We start from the raw sequence: 21485 nt of genomic DNA on the forward strand, positions 1-21485 counted from the left end.
ACCGTCATTGGAATGGTGCGTGCGGAGCACGCACCCTACGGTTCAGCCCTTGACGGCCTTCACGATCTTCTCCGCCGCGTCGCTGAGGTCATCCGCCGGGATCACGTTCAGCCCCGAGTTGCGGATGATCTCCTTGCCCTGCTCGACATTGGTGCCCTCGAGCCGCACGACCAGAGGGACCTGCAGCCCGACTTCCTTCACCGCGGCGACGATGCCCTCGGCGATGATGTCGCAGCGCATGATGCCGCCGAAGATGTTGACCAGGATGCCCTTCACGTTCGGGTCGGAGGTGATGATCTTGAACGCCTCGGTCACCTTCTCGCGGCTCGCGCCGCCGCCCACGTCGAGGAAGTTTGCGGGCTCGGCGCCGTAGAGCTTGATGATGTCCATCGTCGCCATCGCGAGGCCGGCGCCGTTCACCATGCAGCCGATCTCGCCGTCGAGGGCGATGTAGTTGAGGTCGAATTTCGAGGCCGCGAGTTCCTTCGGGTCCTCCTCGGTCTCGTCGCGCAGCGCCATGATCTCGGGCTGGCGGTAGAGGGCGTTGTTGTCGAAGCCCATCTTCGCGTCGAGGGCCTTGAGGGTGCCGTCGGGCGTCACGATCAGCGGGTTGATCTCGAGCATCTCCATGTCACGCTCGACGAACATCTTGTAGAGCGTCTTCACGAGCGCGACGCACTGCTTGACCTGCGCGCCCTCGAGGCCGAGGGCGAAGGCCACGCGGCGGCCGTGGAAGTCCGAGAGGCCCGAGGCCGGATCGACGCTGAAGCTCTCGATCTTCTCGGGGGTGGAGGCCGCGACCTCCTCGATGTCCATGCCGCCCTCGGTCGAGGCGACGAAGCTCACCCGCGAGGTGCCGCGGTCCACCAGCAGCGCGAGGTAGAGCTCGCGCTCGATGTCGGAGCCTTCCTCGATGTAGATGCGGTTGACCTGCTTGCCGGCCTCGCCGGTCTGGTGCGTCACGAGGGTGCGGCCCAGCATCTGCCGCGCGAGTTCCTCGGCCTCGGTCACCGACTTCGCCAGCCGCACGCCGCCCTTCTCGCCCGCGGCCGCTTCCTTGAAGTGGCCCTTGCCGCGGCCGCCGGCGTGGATCTGCGACTTGACGACCCAGAGCGGACCGGGGAGCTGCGAGGCTGCGGCCTTGGCTTCCTCGGCGCGCATGACGATGCGCCCGTCGCTGACCGGTGCGCCATACTGGCGCAGCAGCGCCTTGGCCTGGTACTCGTGGATGTTCATCGACGGCCCCTGCTATCGTGGATTTGCCGGGCTCCATGCGCCTTCAGCGTGCAAAAGGGAACCGTTATCAGCGCGCCGGGGCGGAAATCCGCCCGTTGTGATCACACGATTTCGGGCCGTGATCACAACGCCCTCAGGCCAGCATCGCGAGGGGGTTCTCGAGGTTGCGGGTGATCGCCGCCAGAAGCTCGGCCCCGAGCGCGCCGTCGATGACCCGGTGGTCGCAGGAGAGCGTCATGGACATGACCGTCGCGACCTTCACTTCGCCATTCTCGACCACCGGCTGCTGCAACCCGGCTCCGACCGCGAGGATCGCGCCATGCGGCGGGTTGATGACGGCGTCGAAATTCTCGATGCCGTACATCCCCAGGTTCGAGATTGCGAAGCTGCCGCCCATGTATTCCTCGGGCGCGAGGCGCTTGCGCTTCGACTTGGCCCCGAGGTCGCGCATCTCGTGCGAGAGCTGCGACAGCGACTTCTTCTCGGCGTCGCGGATCACCGGGACGAACAGCCCACCCTCGACCGCCACCGCCACGCCCACATCCGAGGCCTTCATCTTCAGAATGCGGTCGCCGGCCCAGACGGCGTTGGCGGCCGGGATCTCCTGGAGCGCCATGGCGCAGGCGCGGATGATGAAGTCGTTGACCGAGAGCTTGACCTTGCGCCCCTCGAGCGCGCCGTTGAGTTGGGCGCGCAGCGCCATCAGCGCGTCGAGCCGGGCCGAGCGGCGCAGGTAGAAATGCGGGATTGTCTGCTTGGCTTCGGTCAGCCGCGCGGCCACGGTGCGCCGCATCCCGTCGAGCGCGACTTCCTCATAGTCGCGGCCGTCGTAGAGCTTCTTGACCTGATCCGCGGTCATGCCCTGGGCCACCGCCGGGGCGGGCTGGCTGGGTGCTTTGGCCGCAGAAGCCGGGGCAGGGGCCTCCTTCGCCGGAGCCGCCGCGCCGGGCTTCGCGGCCTCCACGTCAGCCTTGACGATGCGGCCGTTCGGCCCCGAGCCGGTGATGGCCGAGAGGTCCAGCCCCTTGTCTGATGCAATCCGCCGCGCGAGGGGCGAGGCGAAGACGCGCTCGCCGTCACGCCGCGCGGGGGCGGGGGCAGGGGCCTCCGCCCGCTTCTCCGCGGGCGCTGCGGCCTTTTCCGGCTCCGGCTTTGCCCCCGCCTTCTCGGCCTTCGCCGCGGGTTTCGCCTTCGGCTCCGCCCCGGCGTCCTCGCCTTCCGCCAACAGCGTCGCGATGGGATCGTTGACCTTCACCCCCTCGGTGCCCTCGGCCACGAGGAGCTTCCCGATCACCCCCTCATCGACCGCCTCGAACTCCATCGTCGCCTTGTCGGTCTCGATCTCGGCGAGGATGTCGCCGGATTTCACCGTGTCGCCCTCGGCGACCAGCCATTTCGCCAGCGTCCCCGCTTCCATCGTGGGCGACAGCGCGGGCATCAGGATCTCGGTGGCCATGTCTCGCGCGCCTTCCCTAGCGATAGGTGACTTGCTTCACCGCCTGGACGACCTCGTCGGCGGTGACGAGCGCCAGACGCTCCAGATTGGCGGCATAGGGCATCGGCACGTCCTTGCCGGTGCAGTTGATCACCGGCGCGTCGAGCCAGTCGAAGGCCTGCTCCATCAGCACGGCGCTGATGTGGTTGCCGATTGAGCCGACCGGGAAGCCTTCCTCGACGGTCACGCAGCGGTTGGTGCGCTTGACGCTCTCGATCACGGCGGCGGTGTCCATGGGCCGCAGCGTGCGAAGGTCGATCACCTCGGCCTCGATCCCGTCTCCCGCGAGCTTCTCGGCCGCCTCGAGGGCATGGGCCATGCCGATGCCGAAGCTGACGATGGTGACGTCGCGGCCCTTGCGGGCGATCTTCGCCTTGCCGAACGGCACCGTGAAATCCTCGAGGTCCGGCACCTCGAAGCTGCGGCCGTAGAGGATCTCGTTTTCGAGAAAGATGATCGGGTTTGGGTCGCGGATGGCGGTCTTCAGCAGGCCCTTGGCGTCCGCGGCGGAGTAGGGCTGGACGACCTTGAGGCCGGGGATATGGGCATACCAGGCCGCATAGTCCTGGCTGTGCTGGGCGGCGACACGGGCGGCGGCGCCGTTCGGGCCGCGGAAGACGATCGGGCAGCCCATCTGGCCGCCCGACATGTAGAGCGTCTTGGCGGCCGAGTTGACGATCTGGTCCATCGCCTGCATGGCGAAGTTGAAGGTCATGAACTCGACGATGGGCCGCAACCCGCCGAAGGCCGCGCCGACGCCGATGCCGGTGAAGCCGTGCTCGGTGATGGGCGTGTCGACCACCCGGCGGGCGCCGAACTGCTCGAGCAGGCACTGGCTGATCTTGTAGGCGCCCTGATACTCGCCGACCTCCTCGCCCATGAGGAACACGGTCTCGTCGCGCTCCATCTCCTCGGCCATGGCCTCGCGCAGAGCCTCGCGCACGGTCATGGTCTTCATGGCCGTGCCCTCGGGCCATTCCGGCGCCTCGGCGGCGGGGTCGCGGGTCTCGACGCTCTCGACGGCGGATTTCGCGACGGCGGGCACGCGCTCGGGGGCCTCGCCGGTCTCGTCCTTCGCGCTCTCGCCCTTGCCGGGCTCGGCCGCCGGCTGGGCGGCGGGCTTCGCCTCATCCGCCTCCTCACCCTCGGCCAGCAGCGTGGCGATGGGGGCGTTGACCTTCACGCCCTCGGTGCCCTCGGACACCAGCAGCTCGCCCACCGTGCCCTCGTCCACCGCCTCGAACTCCATCGTGGCCTTGTCGGTCTCGATCTCGGCCAGAATGTCGCCGGATTTCACCGCATCGCCGGGCTTCACCAGCCACTTCGCGAGGGTGCCTTCCTCCATCGTGGGGGAGAGGGCGGGCATCAGGATTTCGGTCGCCATGTTGCGCGGCCCCCCTCAGGCGTTCCGGTCCGCGGCTTCCGCCTGCGGGATCGTGTCGGCGTAGATGTCGGTCCAGAGCTCCTCCACCGGCGGCTCCGGGCTTTCGCGGGCGAAGTCGGCCGAGTCGTTCACGATCTCGCGGATCTCCTTGTCGACGGCCTTCAGGTCGTCCTCGGATGCATGGCCGCCGCTGAGCAGAAGCTGGCGCACATGCTCGATCGCGTCGCGCTCGTCGCGCATCTTCTGCACCTCCTCGCGGGTGCGGTATTTCGCCGGGTCGGACATCGAGTGGCCGCGGTAGCGGTAGGTCATCACCTCGAGGATGTAGGGGCCGTTGCCGGCCCGGCAGTGCGCCACCGCCTTCTCGCCCGCGGCCTTCACGGCCAGCACGTCCATGCCGTCCACCTGCTCGCCCGGGATTCCGAAGGCCTCGCCGCGGCCGTAGAGGGTCCTCGACTTGGTGGAGCGCCTGACCGAGGTGCCCATCGCATACTGGTTGTTCTCGATCACGAAGACGACCGGCAGCGACCACAGCTCGGCCATGTTGTAGGTCTCGTAGACCTGGCCCTGGTTCGCCGCGCCGTCGCCGAAATAGGTGAAGGTGACGTTGTCGTTGCCCAGATACTTGTCCGCGAAGGCCAGCCCCGCGCCGATCGGCACCTGCGCGGCGACGATGCCGTGGCCGCCGTAGAAATGCTTTTCGCGGCTGAACATGTGCATCGAGCCGCCCTTGCCCTTGGAGTAGCCGTCGATGCGTCCGGTGAGCTCCGCCATCACCCCGCGCGGGTTCATGCCCGAGGCGAGCATGTGGCCGTGGTCGCGGTAGGAGGTGATGCGCTTGTCGCCCTCCTGCGCTGCCGCCTCGAGGCCGACGACCACCGCCTCCTGCCCGATATAGAGGTGGCAGAAGCCGCCGATCAGCCCCATGCCATAGAGCTGTCCGGCCTTCTCCTCGAAGCGCCGGATCAGCAGCATCTCGCGGTAATACTTCAGCAGCTCGTCTTTCGAGACGTTGGCGCCCCCGCCATTGCCGCTGCCCTGTGCCGGGGCCTCCTCGCGGGGGGCGGCGGTTCTGGGCGATGCGGCTCGGGCCATGAGGATCTCCTGCGGCGGAACGCGGCGTCGTGTCACAAGGCGTAGCGGATCGTTTCGCACCCTGCAATCGGCCTGAGCTTTCCAACCGCCGCCGCCGCGGCTAGACGGGCGGCGACCCCCATAAGGCACGCGCGCATGGCCCGGCACCTCATCACTTCGGCCCTTCCCTACATCAACGGCATCAAGCACCTGGGCAACCTCGTGGGCAGCCAGCTGCCGGCCGACCTCTACGCCCGCTACCTGCGCGCGCGCGGCCACGAGGTCATGTTCATCTGCGCCACCGACGAGCACGGCACCCCGGCCGAGTTGGCCGCCGCCAAGACCGGCGAGGCGGTGGCCGACTACTGCAAGCGGATGCACGCGGTGCAGTCGGAGCTGGCGCGCGGCTTCGGCCTCAGCTTCGATCATTACGGCCGCAGCTCCTCGCCGCAGAACCATGCACTGACGCAGCATTTCGCCGGCAAGCTGGCCGACAACGGCCTGATCCGCGAGGTCGAGGAGCGGCAGGTCTATTCCATCGCCGACGGCCGCTTCCTGCCCGACCGTTATATCGAGGGCACCTGCCCGAACTGTGGCTATGACAAGGCCCGCGGCGACCAGTGCGAGAACTGCACCAAGCAGCTCGACCCCACCGACCTGATCGACCCGCGGAGCGCCATCAGCGGCTCGCGCGATCTCGAGGTTCGGACGACCAAGCATCTGTATCTGCGGCAATCCGCGCTCAAGGACGAGATCGCGGCCTGGATCGACAGCAAGAGTGACTGGCCGATCCTGACCACCTCGATCGCCCGGAAATGGCTGAACGACGGCGACGGGCTGCAGGACCGCGGCATCACCCGCGACCTCGACTGGGGCGTGCCGGTGAAGCGCGGCACCGAGCCCTGGCCGGGCATGGAGGGCAAGGTCTTCTACGTCTGGTTCGACGCGCCGATTGAATACATCGCCGCGACCGCCGAGCTGGCCGACAAGCTGGGCGAGCCCGACGCCTTCTGGCGCCGCTGGTGGCGGCTGGACGAGGGCGCGGAGGACGTGACCTACACGCAGTTCATGGGCAAGGACAACGTGCCCTTCCACACGCTGAGCTTCCCCGCGACGATCATCGGCTCGGGCGAGCCGTGGAAGATGGTCGATTACATCAAGTCGTTCAATTACCTGACCTATGACGGCGGCCAGTTCAGCACCTCGCAAGGCCGCGGCGTGTTCATGGACCACGCGCTCGAGCTGCTGCCGGCGGATTACTGGCGCTGGTGGCTGCTCTCGCACGCGCCCGAGAGCGGCGACAGCGAGTTCACCTGGGAAAACTTCCAGACCAGCGTGAACAAGGACCTGGCGGATGTTCTTGGAAACTTCGTGAGCCGCGTGACCAAGTTCGCGCGCTCGAAATTCGGCGAAACGGTGCCGGAGGGCGGCGACTGGGGCGGGCGCGAGCGGGCCCTCGTTGCCGATCTGGCCGAACGCCTGCGCGCCTATGAGGGCTTCCTCGACCACCGCGAGGTCCGCAAGGCGGCGGCCGAACTGCGCGGTATCTGGGTGCTCGGCAACGAATACCTGCAGGCCGCCGCGCCCTGGGCCACCTTCAAGACCGACCCGCACGCGGCCGCCATGCAGACCCGCCTCGGCCTGAACCTCATCCGCCTCTACGCGATCCTGTCGCAGCCCTTCGTCCCGTTCACGTCCGAGGCGATGCTGGAGGCGATGCAGACCGGCGACCGGGACTGGCCCGCCGACATCGGGGCCGCGCTGACGATCCTTCCGCCCGGCCACGCCTTCACGGTGCCCGAGGTGCTGTTCGCCAAGATCACCGACGAGCAGCGGGCCGAGTGGGAGGAGCGGTTCAAAGGCGTGCGGAGCTAACCCCCCGCCAGCCGGCGGCCGAAGGCCCCGCACGAGGCGACGAGAAGCTGGAACCGGTCGATCGACCGCTTCTTCGAGGCGACGGCATGCGGGGCGTCATCCTGCAGTCTGCCGGAGGCGGCAAGTTGGGCAGAGTTGAAGACGCGGCTCCTTGCAGGCATATTGCCTGCATGAAGACAGCGCGGAGGTCTCGATCATGGGCCAGCTTACCGTCCGGGGCGTCGCCGACGAGATCACCGCGGCGCTGAAAGCACGCGCGGCGCGCGCGGGACGCTCGGCCGAGGCCGAGCATCGCCGCATCCTGGAGGAGGCCCTTTGTCCCCGGGCCGAGGCCGACTTCTTCGAAACCGCGCGCCGACGCCGCATCAAGCTCCCTCGCGGCACGCCCGACACCACGGACCTGCTGCGCCGCGACCGCGACGAGACATGAGTTCGGCCACGCTCATCGTCATCGACGCTTCGGTGGCGATCAAGTGGCTCGTGGACGAGGATGGCAGCGACGCCGCGCTGGCCCTGCAGGGCAGGGACCTTGCCGCGCCTGCGCTGTTGCGGATCGAGGCGGCGAACGTCCTGCGGACGCTCGTCGCGCGCCGCGCTGCAACGCGGGACGAGGCGCGCGACCTCTTCGCGCTCCTGCAGGACGCACCGGTCACCATCGTGGATCACGACGACGCCCTCGAAGGCCGCGCGCTCGACCTGGCACTCGACCTCGGCCATCCGGTCTACGACTGCGTCTATCTGGCGCTCGCGGAACGGATGGATCGTTGCCTTGTCACGGCCGACGGCCGCTTTCTCGGGGCGCTCCGGTCGACGCCGCATGCATCAAGGGCCGTTGCTCTGGAGGCGGCAGTATCCTGAGCGATGCACCGGCGAAACTGCAAGGAGCCCCATGACCCACTGCATCCTCATCGGCGCCCCCGTCGACAGCGGCCAGCGGCGGCCCGGCTGCCTCATGGGACCGGCGGCTTACCGCGTGGCGGGACTGGCGACGACGCTGGAGGCGCTCGGCCATACCGTCGAGGACCGCGGCGATGTCGCGCCGCAGGCTCTCGTGACCGCGGCGCATGACAACCCCGCCGTCCGCAACCTGCCCGAGACGATCGCCTGGACGCAGGCCCTCGCAGGGGCGGCGACGGCGGCGATGGGGCAGGGGATGCCGGTGTTCATGGGGGGCGACCATTCGCTCTCGCTCGGCACGGTTGCGGGGGTTGCGGCCCATGCGGCGGCCGTCGGACGCCCGCTGTTCGTCCTCTGGCTCGACGCGCACAGCGACATCCACAGCCTTGCGACCACCCGCTCGGGCAACCTGCACGGGACGCCCTTGGGCTACATCTCCGGCCGTTCGGGCTTCGACCCGTTTCCGCCCTTCACGGCGGCGGTGCCGGAGCGGAACATCTGCCTCTTCGGCATCCGCTCCGTCGATCCCGAGGAGCACGCGATCCTCGCCGGAACCGAGATCGAGATCGTCGACATGCGGGTGCTGGACGAGTGCGGGGTCGCCGCCCCGCTGCGCGGATTCCTCGACCGGGTGCGCGGGGCGGACGGGATGCTGCATGTCTCGCTCGACGTGGATTTCATGGACCCGTCCATCGCCCCTGCGGTCGGGACCACGGTGCCCGGCGGCACCACCTTCCGAGAGGCGCATCTGGTGATGGAACTGCTCCACGAGAGCGGCCTCGTTACCTCGCTTGACCTCGTGGAACTGAACCCGTTCCTCGACGAGCGCGGCCGCACGGCGCGGCTGATGGTCGAGCTGGTCGGCAGCCTGATGGGCCGCAAGGTCTTCGACCGGCCGACGCGCGCGGGCTGAGGCGCCTTGCCGCACCGCGCCCGGCCGCAGTAGTGTCGCGCCGTTGCGGGCGTGGTGGAACGGTAGACACAAGCGACTTAAAATCGCTAGGGCTGAGCCCGTGCGGGTTCGAGTCCCGCCGCCCGCACCACCGGCCTCCCATGCTTGCCCCCGGCGGCCATGCGGCCTAGACCCGGCCTGCCCTGAACGGAGGCGTCGATGGCCCGCAGACCCGCTTCCACCGTCGACCGGCCCACCACCCGGCGGGTCGGGGCGCTCGCGGCGCTCTGGCCGTTCGTGCGGCCCTATCGCGGCCTCCTCGCGGCGGCGCTCGTGGCGCTCGTCGCCACCGCCTCGGTCAGCCTCGTCCTGCCGCTCGCCGTGCGGCGGGTGGTGGACGGCTTCGACCAGGGCTCGGCGCTGCTCGACCAGTATTTCGAGGCGGCGATCGGGATCATCGCGCTCCTCGCGCTCGGGACCGGCCTTCGCTACTACCTCGTGACGCGGCTGGGCGAGCGGGTCGTGGCCGACATCCGGCGGGCGGTCTTCGACCGCGTGATCGCCATGTCGCCCTCGTTCTTCGAGCGGGTGATGACCGGCGAGATCATCAGCCGCATCACCACCGATACCACGCTGATCCTGTCGGTGATCGGCTCCTCGGTCTCGCTGGCGCTGAGGCAGTCGCTGGTCATGGCCGGCGGCCTGGCGCTGATGCTCTGGACCTCGCCGAAGCTCAGCGGGCTGGTCTTGCTGCTGGTGCCGGTGGTGATGGTGCCGATCATCGCGCTCGGGCGGCGGCTGCGGGGGCTGGGGCGCGAGAACCAGGACTGGATCGCGGCCTCCTCGGGCACGGCGTCGGAGACGCTGCTGGCCGCGCAGACCGTGCAGGCCTTCACCGCCGAGGCGGCCACCCGCGCCCGCTTCGCCGAGGTGACGGAGGCCAGCTTCGTCAGCGCCCACCGCCGCATCCGCATCCGCGCGCTGATGACGGTAATCGTCATCTTCCTGATCTTTGCCGGGGTCGCCGGCGTCCTCTGGATCGGCGCCCGCGACGTGCGGATGGAGACGATGACCGTGGGCGAGCTGGTCCAGTTCGTCATCTACGCGGTGCTGGTCGCCAGTTCCGCCGGCGCGCTGAGCGAGATCTGGGGCGAGATCCAGCGCGCCGCCGGGGCGACCGAGCGGCTGGGCGAGCTGCTGGCCGTGACGGACACGCTCACTGATCCCGCCGACCCGGTGCCGCTGCCGCGCCCGGCGCGCGGCGCGATCGGCTTTGAGGGCGTCACCTTTCACTATCCCTCTCGGCCCGATTCCCCGGCGCTCGAGGACGTGACGCTGGCGATTGCGCCCGGCGAGACGGTGGCGCTCGTCGGCCCCTCAGGCGCGGGCAAGACCACCATCGTGCAGATGATCCAGCGGTTCTGGGATCCCGAACGCGGGCGTGTCACCATCGACGGCATCGACCTGCGCGACATGGCCCGCGGAGACTTCCGCCGCGAGATCGCCCTCGTCCCGCAGGAGCCGGTGATCTTTGCCACCACCGCGCGCGAGAACATCCGCTTCGGCCGCCCCGAGGCCAGCGACGCCGAGGTCGAGGCCGCCGCCCGCGCCGCCCATGCGCACGAGTTCCTGACCGCGCTGCCGCAGGGTTACGACAGCATGGTGGGCGAGCGCGGGGTGATGCTCTCTGGCGGCCAGCGGCAGCGCATCGCCATCGCCCGCGCCATCCTGCGCGACGCGCCGATCCTGCTGCTCGACGAGGCGACAAGCGCGCTCGATGCCGAGAGCGAGCGGCTGGTCCAGCAGGCGGTGGACGCGGTCTCGCGCGGGCGCACCACGGTGGTCGTGGCGCATCGGCTGGCGACCGTGAAGAAGGCCGACCGGATCGTGGTCATGGAGGCCGGCCGGATCGTCGCGATGGGCACCCATGAGGAGTTGGTGGCGCAGGGCGGCCTTTATGCGCGTCTCGCGCGGCTGCAGTTCGCCGATGGAGCGGCGCAGCCGACCGTCGCGGCGGCGGAGTGAGGGCCGCCGTGGGGCCTTACATGAAGAAGCTGGTGCAGGCGTTCCCGCTCTGACCGCAGGGCGGTCCGGCCAAGCGCTCAGCGCGGGGCGGCGTAGACCGCGGTCCAGTAGCCCATCCCGTCCGCGGTGAAGGCCCCGCCGATGCCGACCTCGCGCGCCTGCGGGTGGAGGATGTTGGCGAGGTGGCCGGGCGAGAGGTTCCACTGCGCGAGCGCCTGGCCGGCGTCCCAGCGGGGTCCGACGGCGATGTTCTCGGCCACGACCGCCCAGCCGTAACCCGCCTGCGCCAGCCTCGGGCCGGGGCCGCGGGTGGAGCTTCCGGCGTGGGAGAGCGTGCCGCGGGTGGCCATGTCGCAGGAATGCGCGGCCGCGGCGTGCGAGAGGGTGGGGTGCGCCCGCACCTTGGCGAGGCCACGGGCCACGCGCGCCTCGTTGGTCGCGGCGACGAGGGCGGCGGTCTCGGCCGCGGACGGGCCGGCGCAGGCGCCGGAGGGGGCGGCGACCCGCGCAGGGGCGGTTTCGGCGAAGCTGACGCTGTCGGCCGTGCGCGGGGACGCGGCTGCTCCCGGGCCGGGCGCCGGGACCGGCACCACCATGAGGCAGCCCGGCAGGGTGGCGACGAGGAAAAGGACGGCTGCGGCGCGGGGCAGCGCCGTCGAACGGGGGACGGTCATGCAGGGAGGCTCCGTGGCGGTCTTGACACGCGGAGGTTGTGGAGGACGGCGGCGGAAGATGCCAGAGGCGCGGTGGGCGGATCGCCGCTTTCAGCGGCGTGCCGCTCAGGTCGCGGACCAGCGGCGCGTGATTCCGTCCGCGGCGGGTTCAGAGAGGATCGGATGGGCCTGCCCCACGCGCGGAACCCGACGCGGCGTTCCCTGCCGCAGCCGCGCTTGCCCCCCGGGGAACTTTTGCTTCATCCTCGCCGCAGGATGCGCACGGAGGGACACGGGACGATGCCGCCATTCGACAGCCTTGCCGATCGCGATGCCATCGAGGCGGCCGCGCCCTGGGACAGCCTTGATCTGCCGAAGACGCTCTACGGCTATCTGACCCGCACCCGCGACCGCTTCCCGGACCGCCCGGCGGTCAGCTTCCAGATCCTGTCGAAACCCCATTCCCGCGCCTGCACGCTCACCTGGGACGAGTTCCATCAGCGCGTCACCGAGACCGCCAACCTCTTCCGCGACCTCGGCGTCGGGCCGGATGATGTCGTGGCCTATCTGCTGCCGAACTGCCTCGAGACCGCGGTCGTGCTGGTCGCGGGCGCGACGGCGGGCATCGTCAACCCGATCAACCCGTTGCTCGAACCCGAGCAGATCGCCGGCATCCTGCGCGAGACGAATGCCAAGGTGCTGGTCACGCTCAAGGCCTTCCCCAAGAGCGACGTGGCCCAGAAGGCCGCGCAGGCGGTGGCCGAGGCGCCCAATGTCGAGGCCGTGCTGGAGGTGGACCTCGCGCCCTATCTCTCCGGCATCAAGCGCGTGGCGGCGCGGCTGCTGCGGCCGCGGGTGAAGCTCCGCCACAACGCCCGCGTGCTCGACTTCGAGGCAGAGGCCTCGGCCCACAAGCACACGCGCCTGACCTTCGAGAACCCGGACCAGGACCGCATCGCGGCCTATTTCCACACAGGCGGCACCACCGGGCTGCCGAAGGTCGCGCAGCACAAGTATTCGGGGATGATCTACAACGGCTGGCTTGGCTCGGAGCTTCTGTTCACGTCGGATGACGTGCTGATGTGCCCGCTGCCGCTGTTTCACGTCTTCGCCGCCTATCCGGTGTTGATGGCCTGCATCGGCTCGGGCGCACATCTGGTAATGCCGACGCCAGCGGGCTACCGCGGCGAGGGGGTGTTCGACAACTTCTGGAAGTTGATCGAACGCTGGCAGGCGACCTTCCTCATCACGGTCCCGACCGCCATCGCTGCGCTGATGCAGCGCAAGGTGGATGCCGATGTCGGCACGCTGAAGACCGCGATCTCGGGCTCGGCGCCGCTGCCGGTCGAGCTTTACAACCGCTTCAAGGAAGCGACCGGGGTCGAGATCGCCGAGGGCTACGGGCTGACCGAGGCGACCTGCCTCGTCAGCGCCAACCCGCCCTTCGGCCGCAAGAAGGTCGGCTCGGTCGGCATCCCGTTCCCGCATACCCGCGTCCGCATCCTGCGCCACACCGATGCCGGGCCGGTGGACTGCGGCGAAGGCGAGGTGGGCGAGATCTGCGTGGCCAATCCCGGCGTGCTGCCCGGCTCGACCTATGTCGAGGCCGACAAGAACCGCGACCTGTTCGCCGAGGGAATTTACCTGCGGACCGGCGACCTCGGCCGGATCGACGCCGACGGCTACCTGTGGATCACCGGGCGGGCCAAGGACCTCATCATCCGCGGCGGCCACAACATCGACCCGGCCGAGATCGAGGCCGCGATGATGAGCCACCCGGCCGTCGCCTTCGCCGGCGCCGTGGGCCAACCCGACGCCTTCGCGGGCGAACTGCCCTGCGTCTATGTCGAACTGGTGGATGGCGGGAAGGCCAGCCCCGAGGAACTGTTGGAGCACGCCCGTGCCCGTGTGAGCGAGCGCGCCGCGGTGCCGAAGCATGTCGAGATCCTCGACGTGCTGCCGAAGACCGCGGTCGGCAAGATCCTCAAGCAGCCGCTGCGCGCGCGCGCCATCGCGCGGGTGCTGGATGCGGAGCTGAGACCGCTCGGTGCCGATGTCGGCGAGGTGACGGAGGACCGCAGACGCGGCCTCGTCGCCCGTATCCGTCCCGGCCCGAAGACCGACCCGGAGGCGCTGCGCCGCAAGCTCGGCGAGTTCGCGCTGCACTGGGAATTGATGGAGGACGCCGCCGGGCCCGCGGATCAGAAGACGTCGAGAAGGTAGAGGATGATGATGATCGGGATCGGGATGCCGATGAGCCAGGCAAGGGCGCCCTTCATGTGATGTCCTTTCGCGGTTGCTTCGGGGTGGCAATGCCCCGGTAGCGGCCGCGTTCCCGGTCAGGACGCTTGCCAGCCCGACCGAGTCGGCCTCATGCTTCCGGGTGCGGCAGCGCGCCGCACCGAACGGAGGTGCTCCCATGAAGCTCCCGATCCTTGCGGCCGTGCTGGCGATCGCCGCCGCCGGCAGCGTCGCGGCCCAGACCGCGCCGACGCCTGCGCCCACCCCGCCCGTCGCCGCGCCGACCGACACGACACCGCCGGTGGTCCTGCCCTCGGGCGGCCATGACTGCGGCTCCAAGGGGCGGCAGCTGACCTCCTGAGGCGGCCGGCCTCAGCCCAGCGTCTCGCGGGCACGGGCGATCATGGCCTGAAGCTCCTCCAGGCTGGCACGGCCGAAATGCCCTTCGTCGCCCGCGATCAGCGTGGGCGTCCCGACCAGCCCCATGTGGTCGGCCAGTTCATGCGAGCGCGCGATATGGGCCGCGACCCGCTCGGCCTCCATCTCGGTGCGCATCCGCCCCAAGTCGATCCCCTGCGCCTCGGCCACCCGCAGCACCGTGGGCTCCGCCGCGCGGTTCTTCAGCCCCATCAGCCCGGCATGCATCGGCCAGTATTTCCCCTGGTCGAGCGTGGCGAGGGCCGCCCGCGCCGCAAACTCCGACCCCTCGCCGAAGACCGGCCACTCACGGAACACGATCCTGAGGCCCGGATCGGCCGCGATCAACCGCGGGATCTCGGGCATGAGCTGGCGGCAGAAGGGGCAGTTGTAGTCGAAGAACTGCGTGAGCGTGATGTCGCCCTCGGGATTGCCGAGGACCGGCGCGTTCGGGTCGCGCTCGAGCGCCTCCCGCAGCGCCTCGGGCATCGGGTTGTCCCGTGCGAGGCCGAGGGCCGGCAGGGCGATGAAGGCGGCACCGAGGGCGAGGGCATGGCGGCGGGTCGGCATGGCGGTCCTTTCCGGTCGGATGGGCCATGGGTAAGGGGCCGCGTGGGGGCGGGCCAGTCACGATGGGGTGGGTGGTGCGGGCGAGTGCCGGCGGCGAGACCGCGGCGATGTCCGACGATCCCATTTGCCCCGCCTCAGCGCGTGAATTTCTTGTACTTCACCCGCTTCGGCTCGATGCTGTCCGGCCCTAGGCGCCGCACCTTGTCCGCCTCATACGCCTCGAAGTTCCCCTCGAACCACTCCACATGCGCATCGCCCTCAAATGCGAGGATATGCGTGCAGAGCCGATCGAGAAAGAAGCGGTCGTGCGAGATGATGACCGCGCAGCCGGCGAAATCCTCCAGCGCGGCTTCCAGCGCCTGCAGCGTCTCGACGTCGAGGTCGTTGGTCGGCTCGTCCAGCAGCAGCACGTTGCCGCCGGATTTCAGCAGCTTCGCCATGTGGACGCGGTTGCGCTCGCCGCCCGAGAGCAGGCCCACCTTCTTCTGCTGGTCGCCGCCCTTGAAGTTGAACGCCCCGGCATAGGCGCGGCTGTTCATCTGCGCGTCGCCGAGCTGGATCACCTCGGCCCCGCCGGAGATTTCCTCCCACACCGTTTTCGACGGGTTCAGCGCGTCGCGGGACTGGTCGACGTAGGACAGTTGCACCGTGTCGCCGAAGAGGATCTCGCCCGCGTCGGGCTCTTCCTGCCCGGTCAGCATGCGGAACAGCGTCGATTTGCCGGCGCCGTTCGGGCCGATCACGCCGACGATGCCGCCGGGTGGCAGGCTGAAATCGAGCCCTTCGATCAGCAGCTTGTCGCCGAAGGCTTTCGCCAGGCCCTTCACCTCGATCACCCGGCCACCGAGGCGGGGGCCGTTCGGGACGATGATCTGGGCGCTGCCGACCTTCTCGCGTTCGGATTTCGCGGCCATCTCGTTATAGGCGTTGATCCGGGCCTTCTGCTTGGCCTGCCGCGCCTTCGCCCCGGCGCGAATCCATTCCAGCTCGCGCTCCAGCGATTTCTGCCGCGCCTTGTCCTCGCGCGCCTCCTGCTCCAGCCGTTTCGCCTTCTGCTCCAGCCAGGCGGAATAGTTGCCCTCGTAGGGAATGCCGCGGCCGCGGTCGAGTTCGAGGATCCAGCCGGTGATGTCGTCGAGGAAGTAGCGGTCGTGGGTCACGATCAGGATCGTGCCGGGATATTCGATCAGGTGCTTCTGCAGCCAGGCGATAGTCTCGGCGTCGAGGTGGTTCGTGGGCTCGTCCAGCAGCAGCATGTCGGGCGCTTCCAGCAGCAGCTTGCAGAGCGCGACCCGCCGCCGTTCGCCGCCCGAGAGGGTCTCCACGTCGGCATCGTCCGGCGGGCAGCGCAGCGCCTCCATCGCCACGTCCACCTGGCTGTCGAGATCCCACAGGTTCTCGGCGTCGATCTCGTCCTGCAGCTTCGCCATCTCCTCGGCGGTCTCGTCCGAGTAGTTCATCGCCAGTTCGTTGTAGCGGTCGAGCTTGGCCTGCTTGGCCTTGACGCCTTCCATGACGTTGCCGCGCACATTCAGCGCCGGGTCAAGCTGCGGCTCCTGCGGCAGGTAGCCCACGGTCGCGCCCTTGGCGGCCCAGGCCTCGCCGGAAAAGTCCTTGTCGATGCCAGCCATGATCCGCAGCAGCGTGGACTTGCCCGCGCCGTTCACGCCGACGACGCCGATCTTCACGCCGGGCAGGAAGTTCAGGCGGATGTTCTCGAAGGTCTTCTTGCCGCCGGGATAGGTCTTCGAGACGCCATCCATGTGGTAGACATACTGATACGAGGCCATGATCCGCTCCTGTCCGCTGGTTGCGGGCTATCTAGGCGCTCGCACGGGGAAGCGGAAGGCGGGCCGCGCCGGGGCGCGGCCCTGGTCGCGGTCAGCTCTCGGGCTCGGAGAGGAAGGCGCGGATCTGCTCGCCGGCCTGCGCGATGCTCACCACGCCATCGAGGTGGCCCATGACGCCCTGAAGCTCGACCACCTGCACCGGCGTCCCGTCCGAGCGGATGATGGCCGCGGTCTCGCGCACCGCGTCGCCGGAAAAGACCTCGTCCTCGTTCGAGTGGATGATGAGCACCGGCACGTCGATCGCCTTCAGCCCGTCGAAGATGTCGCCGTCGGTGCCACCCGCCACGAAGAGCTGGTTGGCGCGCGCGAGGTAGAGGAGGTGGTTCGCGTCCGCCGATCCCGCCCGCGCCGCGCCGCCGTCATTCAGGGTCTGGACGACCTTGAACTCATGCTGCCAGGACTGGCCCGGATCGGCGTCTTCGGCGGTCCAGTCGCGGCCGAAGGTCGGATTGTAGAACTCGGGCGAGCCGGCGTGGAAGGTCACGATCTTCAGCGCCTGGGCGAGGCCCGCGTCGGGCGCGGTGCCGCCGTAGTAGTCGCCGCCGTTCCAGTTCGGATCGAGCCGGATCGGCGCGGCCCAGATGTCGAGCCAGGCGATCAGCCCCGCATCGGCATAGCCCGAAGCGATGACCGGGATCACCCGCTCGAGCTTGTCGGGATGGCGCGCGGCCCAGTCATAGGCCTGCAAGCCGCCCATCGAGGCGCCCATGACCGCGTGCCACTTCTCGATCCCGAGTTGCTGCATCAGCCCGTGCTGGGTCTCGACGAAATCGCCGATGGTCATGATCGGGAAGTCCATGCCCCAGGGCTCGCCGGTGGCCGGGTTGACCGTCGCGGGGCCGGTGGTGATGACGTTGGGGTTCTTCGCCCCGAGGTTCACCGGCGTGTCGGCCGAGACGACGAAATATTTGTCGGTGTCGATCGGCTTGCCGGGGCCGATGATCGAATCCCAGTAGCCCGGCGCCGGGTCGTTCTCGGCATATTTCCCGGCGGCATGCGAGTTGCCCGAGAAGAAATGCGTGATGAGGATGGCGTTGTCTTTCGCCTCGTTCAGTGTGCCGTAGGTCTCGTAGCCGAGGGTCATCTCGGGGATCGTCTCGCCGCCCTCGGTGACGAAATCGGCGAGGGTGAAGCTCTGCTTCTCGACCAGTTCGTCGAGGGCGAGGGCGGGTCCGGCGGCGAGGCCGAGACCGGCGGCGAGGGCGAGACGGGAAAGGGCGGGGCGGGAAATCTGGGCAAGGCGCATCCGGGGCTCCTGTGGGTCGGTCATGCGCCTGCGATGAGGCCCGCCGCGGGGCGACCTGTCCAGTCTTTTTACAACCGGCTCAGCGGATCGCCTCCAGGAACGCCGGCCCGAAACTCTCGCGCAGATAGTCGTATTGCGGCGCGAATCGCGCTCGCAGTGCCGCCATTGCAGGCTCCGGCAGCGCGATCTCTCTCGGACCCTCGAAGACCACCGTCTGCGGGTTGCGGTAGTCCCAGTCCACCAGACCGCAGAACCGCTCCACCTCGGCCAGCAGCCCGCGCGGGTCGGACTTGATCCGGCCATAGGGCAGCACCAGCAGCCGGTCGCCCGCATGCTTTTGCCAGCGAGGCAGGTTGGCCGCATAGTCGCCGCGGTCGCCCAGCACGGGGTTCTCGACCTCCCGCAGCCAGTCGTCCAGCGTCTTCGGCCGCCGCTTCTCGCGGGCGAGATTCATGCGAAGCTGCGAGGCGGCGCGGTCGGCGGGGTCGCGGATCAGGTAGATGAACCGCGCCCGGTCGAGCCATTCGGCCATGAACTGCACGCCGTCCTCGGGGAGGGTCGAGTATTCCGGCGTCACGTCGATCGGAAAGCTGCCCTTCGGCGCCGGATGGAAGATCCACCGATACCAGGGTCGGGTATACATGTGCCGCGAATTGGCCACGCGGTCGAGATAGCTGTCCATCTGCGGCGGGATGACCCCACCCCGACGCTGGAAGCGGGCGCGGATCTCGGCCGGCTTGTTGCGGTAATGCCAGCGGATCCAGTAGCGGTGTTCGGGAATGTAGAGGTGGTTGAAGAAGTGGATTTCCTTGAAGGGCGTGGTCCAGACCTGCGGGTGTTGGCCCAGCATCTGGCTCAGCCACGAGGTCCCCGCCTTCTGCGCCCCGATGCCGACGATCAGCGGTTTGCGGGACTTGCCCTCCGGGTCCCAGCGGAGGTCAGCCACGCAGCTTGACCACCTTGCTCTGCGAGTGGTTGGCGTAGGTTGGCCAATCGGGCGTGTATTCCTCGGACTGGTTGCCCCAGACGGTCCAGCCGAGCCGCGGGCCGCGGGCGAACATCTCCAGCCGCGGCCCCCAGCTGCACCCCTCGATGAGCGCATATTGCTCGTCCGGCTTGCGGCTGTGCTCGCGCTTCTGCGAGGCCAGCAGGTTCTCCTGCCGCCGCCCCTGTGCCAGCGTCCGCACGTCGCGCCCGCGGGTGCCGAAGAGCAGGATCTCGGTCACGTTGCGGAAGTAGAAGCCGACCCCGCGCCGGTCCGGCCCGCCATCCTTGCGGATCTTGTACCAGATCACGTTCGATTTGTAGGTGAAGCCCCAGTGCTCCATGACCTTCAGCCCTTCGGGCAGGAGCGCGTTCGGCACCCACAGGTAGAGATGCGCGCGCTCGGCTGCGATCGCCTCCACCGGCAGGTCGCAGATCTCGGCCAGCGTCATGGTCGGGTAGCGTGAGAGCCGCCGATGCTCGGGCGCCATCTTGCCGGTGCGGTTCTGGAACTGCCACGGCGGGTCGGCCAGGACCGTGCCGAAGCGCGTCGCCCCGGCGGTTGCGAGCAGGTCGTCGGATGCGGTGGTCATGCCTCGTCCCCTTCGACATAGAGCGCCTTCGTGATGCCGAACACAAGCAGCGGGCAGCCGGCGCCGCCGCCGCCCTCGATCCGCGGCAGGAGCTTCGACATGTGGGTAGTCGATTCGCCGTAGGAGGAGGATCGCCCGAGAGCGCTGAAGATTTCCCTAAGCTCGTCCGAGCGGGTGATGATGACGCCAACCGAAAGTGCGCGCAGGTCGAAAAGCAGGCGGAAGTTGTTCAGGTCCCGGTCATAGAAGGGGTCCTTGTTGTTCCACTCGATCTCGATGCCGACCCCGTTACGGAAGCAGTCAACCTTGTGCGTCGGGCTTTCCAGCCGCGTGTCGTCGATCTGCACCGCGGTGCGGAACTGCCGCTCGCGCCAGCCGCGCGCGGCGAGAAAGCCATCGATGAAGCCCGAAACCTTCGACTTGTTGCCGCCGCCGACCTCGATCCAGCGCCGATGCAGGCGGAAGGCTTCCAGCACCGCCATCAGGTCGTCCCATTCCTCGGGGTAGTCCTGGACGAGGATGGCGCTCGCATGGCGCCACTCGTGGACCTCGTAATGCGCGGCTACAAAGGGCGCGAGCCGGTCACGCCAGCTCACACCCGCCCCCAGAGATCGTATTCCCCCGCTTCCTCCACCGTCACCTCGAGGATGTCCCCCGGCGCCAGCCCCTCGAAGCCTTCGTCGATGTAGAGCGCGCCGTCCACCTCCGGCGCGTCGGCCCTGGTGCGGCAGGTGGCGCCCTCGGCGTCCACGCTGTCCACAATCACCTGCTGGCGCGTCCCGACCTTCGCCGCGAGCTTCGCGGCGCTGACGGCCTGCGCCTTCTCCATGAAGCGCTCCCACCGCTCCTGCTTCACCTCGGGCGCGACATGGTCCGGGAGCGCGTTGGCGCGGGCGCCCTTCACGTTCTCGTACTGGAAGCAGCCCACGCGATCGAGTTGCGCCTCCTCCAGCCAGTCGAGCAGCGTCTGGAACTCGGCCTCGGTCTCGCCCGGAAAGCCCACGATAAAGGTCGAGCGGATCGCCAGATCGGGGCAGTCGCGCCGCCATGCGGCGATCTCGTCCAGCGTCTTCGAGGCGGCGGCCGGGCGGGCCATGCGCTTCAGCACCGCAGGGTGCGCGTGCTGGAAGGGCACGTCGAGATAGGGCAGGACCAGCCCCTCCGCCATCAGCGGGATCAGCTGGCGGACATGGGGGTAGGGATAGACGTAGTGCAACCGCACCCACGCGCCGAGTTGTCCCAGATCGCGGGCGAGGTCGGTGATATGGGCGCGGTGGCCGCGCTCCTCGCCATGGCGCAGGTCGAGGCCGTAGGCGGAGGTGTCCTGGCTGATGACCAGAAGCTCGCGCACTCCGGCCTCGACCAGCCGCTCGGCCTCGCGCACGACCGCATGGGCCGGGCGGCTCATCAGCTTCCCGCGCATGTCGGGGATGATGCAGAAGCGGCAGGCGTGGTTGCAGCCCTCGGAGATCTTCAGATAGGCGAAGTGACGCGGCGTCAGGCGCACGCCGGAGGCGGGCAGCAGGTCCACGAACGGGTCCGGCGACGGCGGCACCGCGGCGTGCACGGCGTCCAGCACCTGCTCGTATTGATGCGGCCCCGTCACCGCCAGCACCGAGGGGTGCGCGCCGGTGATGTAGTCGGGCTCGGCACCGAGGCAGCCGGTGACGATCACCCGGCCGTTGGCAGCCAGCGCCTCGCCGATCGCCTCGAGGCTCTCGGCCTTGGCGCTGTCGAGGAAGCCGCAGGTGTTGACGATCACCGCCTCGGCGCCCGCGTAGTCGGGGCTGATGGCATAGCCCTCGGCGCGCAGGCGGGTGAGGATGCGCTCGCTGTCCACGAGGGCCTTGGGGCAGCCGAGGCTGACCATGCCGATGCGCGGCTGGCCGCGGCGAGCCTCGGGCTCGGGCAGCGCGGCGCGGGCGCGGTCGGGGCGCAGGTCGGGCGGGTTGAGGCTCATCGCGCGCCATATAGCGGCGCCGGCGGGCGGCCGAAAGGGCGCGGGATCGTTCAAATGCGCGGGACTTGCGGTTTGCCGGAATCGGGCGGGTCA

At 69.1% G+C, this 21485-nt stretch carries 19 protein-coding genes and 1 tRNA gene; 8 read left to right on the forward strand and 12 right to left on the reverse strand.

Features of this window, described 5'->3' with window-relative positions; all coding sequences use genetic code 11:
- Window positions 1–42: 42 nt before the first annotated feature.
- The 4 genes from sucC to pdhA all read right to left on the reverse strand — a co-directional run bounded on the left by sucC (window position 43) and on the right by pdhA (window position 5210).
- The gene (gene sucC, locus GI374_RS09890; RefSeq protein WP_154336913.1) at window positions 43–1236 is read right to left on the reverse strand and encodes an ADP-forming succinate--CoA ligase subunit beta; all 1194 of its coding nucleotides are present in this window, start codon (window positions 1234–1236) and stop codon (window positions 43–45) included.
- Window positions 1237–1369: 133 nt separating this feature from the next.
- Window positions 1370–2692, reverse strand: a complete 1323-nt coding sequence (locus GI374_RS09895; protein ID WP_154336914.1) for a pyruvate dehydrogenase complex dihydrolipoamide acetyltransferase — start codon at window positions 2690–2692, stop codon at window positions 1370–1372.
- A gap of 16 nt (window positions 2693–2708) precedes the next feature.
- The gene (locus tag GI374_RS09900; protein WP_154336915.1) at window positions 2709–4115 is read right to left on the reverse strand and encodes a pyruvate dehydrogenase complex E1 component subunit beta; all 1407 of its coding nucleotides are present in this window, start codon (window positions 4113–4115) and stop codon (window positions 2709–2711) included.
- Between the two features lie 15 nt (window positions 4116–4130).
- Window positions 4131–5210: a pyruvate dehydrogenase (acetyl-transferring) E1 component subunit alpha gene (gene pdhA / locus GI374_RS09905; protein ID WP_195759895.1), complete on the reverse strand. Its 1080-nt coding sequence runs from the start codon at window positions 5208–5210 to the stop codon at window positions 4131–4133.
- 135 nt (window positions 5211–5345) lie between these two features.
- Between pdhA and metG the strand changes: the two genes are divergently transcribed.
- The 6 genes from metG (at window position 5346) to GI374_RS09935 (ending at window position 10878) form a co-directional block, all read left to right on the forward strand.
- Window positions 5346–7064: a methionine--tRNA ligase gene (metG, locus tag GI374_RS09910; protein WP_154336916.1), complete on the forward strand. Its 1719-nt coding sequence runs from the start codon at window positions 5346–5348 to the stop codon at window positions 7062–7064.
- A 196-nt stretch (window positions 7065–7260) separates the two neighbouring features.
- Window positions 7261–7494 carry a hypothetical protein gene (locus GI374_RS09915; RefSeq protein WP_154336917.1) on the forward strand — a complete coding sequence of 78 codons (234 nt, stop codon included), beginning with the start codon at window positions 7261–7263 and terminating at the stop codon, window positions 7492–7494.
- Window positions 7491–7922, forward strand: coding sequence for a type II toxin-antitoxin system VapC family toxin (locus GI374_RS09920; protein ID WP_154336918.1), 432 nt, complete (start codon window positions 7491–7493; stop codon window positions 7920–7922). The genes GI374_RS09915 and GI374_RS09920 overlap by 4 nt, the downstream gene beginning before the upstream one ends.
- Window positions 7923–7953: 31 nt before the next feature.
- Entirely contained in the window at window positions 7954–8874 is a 921-nt protein-coding gene (rocF, locus tag GI374_RS09925; protein ID WP_154336919.1) for an arginase, read from the forward strand.
- Between the two features lie 45 nt (window positions 8875–8919).
- A tRNA-Leu gene (locus GI374_RS09930) sits at window positions 8920–9004 on the forward strand.
- Window positions 9005–9072: 68 nt separating this feature from the next.
- A complete protein-coding gene (locus GI374_RS09935; protein ID WP_154336920.1) occupies window positions 9073–10878 on the forward strand; it encodes an ABC transporter transmembrane domain-containing protein in 1806 nt (601 codons plus the stop codon).
- A 77-nt stretch (window positions 10879–10955) separates the two neighbouring features.
- Here GI374_RS09935 and GI374_RS09940 read toward each other — a convergent pair whose 3' ends face one another.
- On the reverse strand, window positions 10956–11552 hold the full coding sequence (locus GI374_RS09940) for a CAP domain-containing protein (RefSeq protein WP_229583051.1): 597 nt from the start codon (window positions 11550–11552) through the stop codon (window positions 10956–10958).
- Window positions 11553–11831: 279 nt separating this feature from the next.
- Here GI374_RS09940 and GI374_RS09945 point away from each other — a divergent pair, with 279 nt between their 5' ends.
- On the forward strand, window positions 11832–13754 hold the full coding sequence (locus GI374_RS09945) for an acyl-CoA synthetase (RefSeq protein ID WP_154336921.1): 1923 nt from the start codon (window positions 11832–11834) through the stop codon (window positions 13752–13754).
- 196 nt (window positions 13755–13950) lie between these two features.
- Window positions 13951–14133, forward strand: coding sequence for a hypothetical protein (locus tag GI374_RS09950; RefSeq protein WP_154336922.1), 183 nt, complete (start codon window positions 13951–13953; stop codon window positions 14131–14133).
- 11 nt (window positions 14134–14144) lie between these two features.
- Here the strand turns inward: GI374_RS09950 and GI374_RS09955 are convergent, their stop codons facing one another.
- The 7 genes from GI374_RS09955 to rimO form a co-directional block, all read right to left on the reverse strand.
- Window positions 14145–14759 carry a DsbA family protein gene (locus tag GI374_RS09955; RefSeq protein WP_154336923.1) on the reverse strand — a complete coding sequence of 205 codons (615 nt, stop codon included), beginning with the start codon at window positions 14757–14759 and terminating at the stop codon, window positions 14145–14147.
- A 134-nt stretch (window positions 14760–14893) separates the two neighbouring features.
- On the reverse strand, window positions 14894–16549 hold the full coding sequence (ettA, locus tag GI374_RS09960; RefSeq protein WP_154336924.1) for an energy-dependent translational throttle protein EttA: 1656 nt from the start codon (window positions 16547–16549) through the stop codon (window positions 14894–14896).
- A gap of 91 nt (window positions 16550–16640) precedes the next feature.
- Entirely contained in the window at window positions 16641–17855 is a 1215-nt protein-coding gene (locus GI374_RS09965; protein WP_154336925.1) for a homoserine O-acetyltransferase, read from the reverse strand.
- 79 nt (window positions 17856–17934) lie between these two features.
- A complete protein-coding gene (locus tag GI374_RS09970) occupies window positions 17935–18801 on the reverse strand; it encodes a sulfotransferase (protein ID WP_370515262.1) in 867 nt (288 codons plus the stop codon).
- Window positions 18794–19432 (reverse strand): MT-A70 family methyltransferase, encoded by a 639-nt coding sequence (locus GI374_RS09975; protein ID WP_154336926.1) that lies wholly within the window; start codon window positions 19430–19432, stop codon window positions 18794–18796. The genes GI374_RS09970 and GI374_RS09975 overlap by 8 nt, the downstream gene beginning before the upstream one ends.
- Window positions 19429–20028 carry a BglII/BstYI family type II restriction endonuclease gene (locus GI374_RS09980; protein WP_370515263.1) on the reverse strand — a complete coding sequence of 200 codons (600 nt, stop codon included), beginning with the start codon at window positions 20026–20028 and terminating at the stop codon, window positions 19429–19431. The genes GI374_RS09975 and GI374_RS09980 overlap by 4 nt, the downstream gene beginning before the upstream one ends.
- A complete protein-coding gene (gene rimO / locus GI374_RS09985; protein ID WP_154336927.1) occupies window positions 20025–21392 on the reverse strand; it encodes a 30S ribosomal protein S12 methylthiotransferase RimO in 1368 nt (455 codons plus the stop codon). Before rimO ends, GI374_RS09980 begins: the two co-directional genes overlap by 4 nt.
- Between the last annotated feature and the right edge of the window lie 93 nt (window positions 21393–21485).

Origin of the sequence: Paracoccus sp. S-4012, from assembly GCF_009674885.1 — a bacterium.
GTDB lineage: Bacteria > Pseudomonadota > Alphaproteobacteria > Rhodobacterales > Rhodobacteraceae > Paracoccus.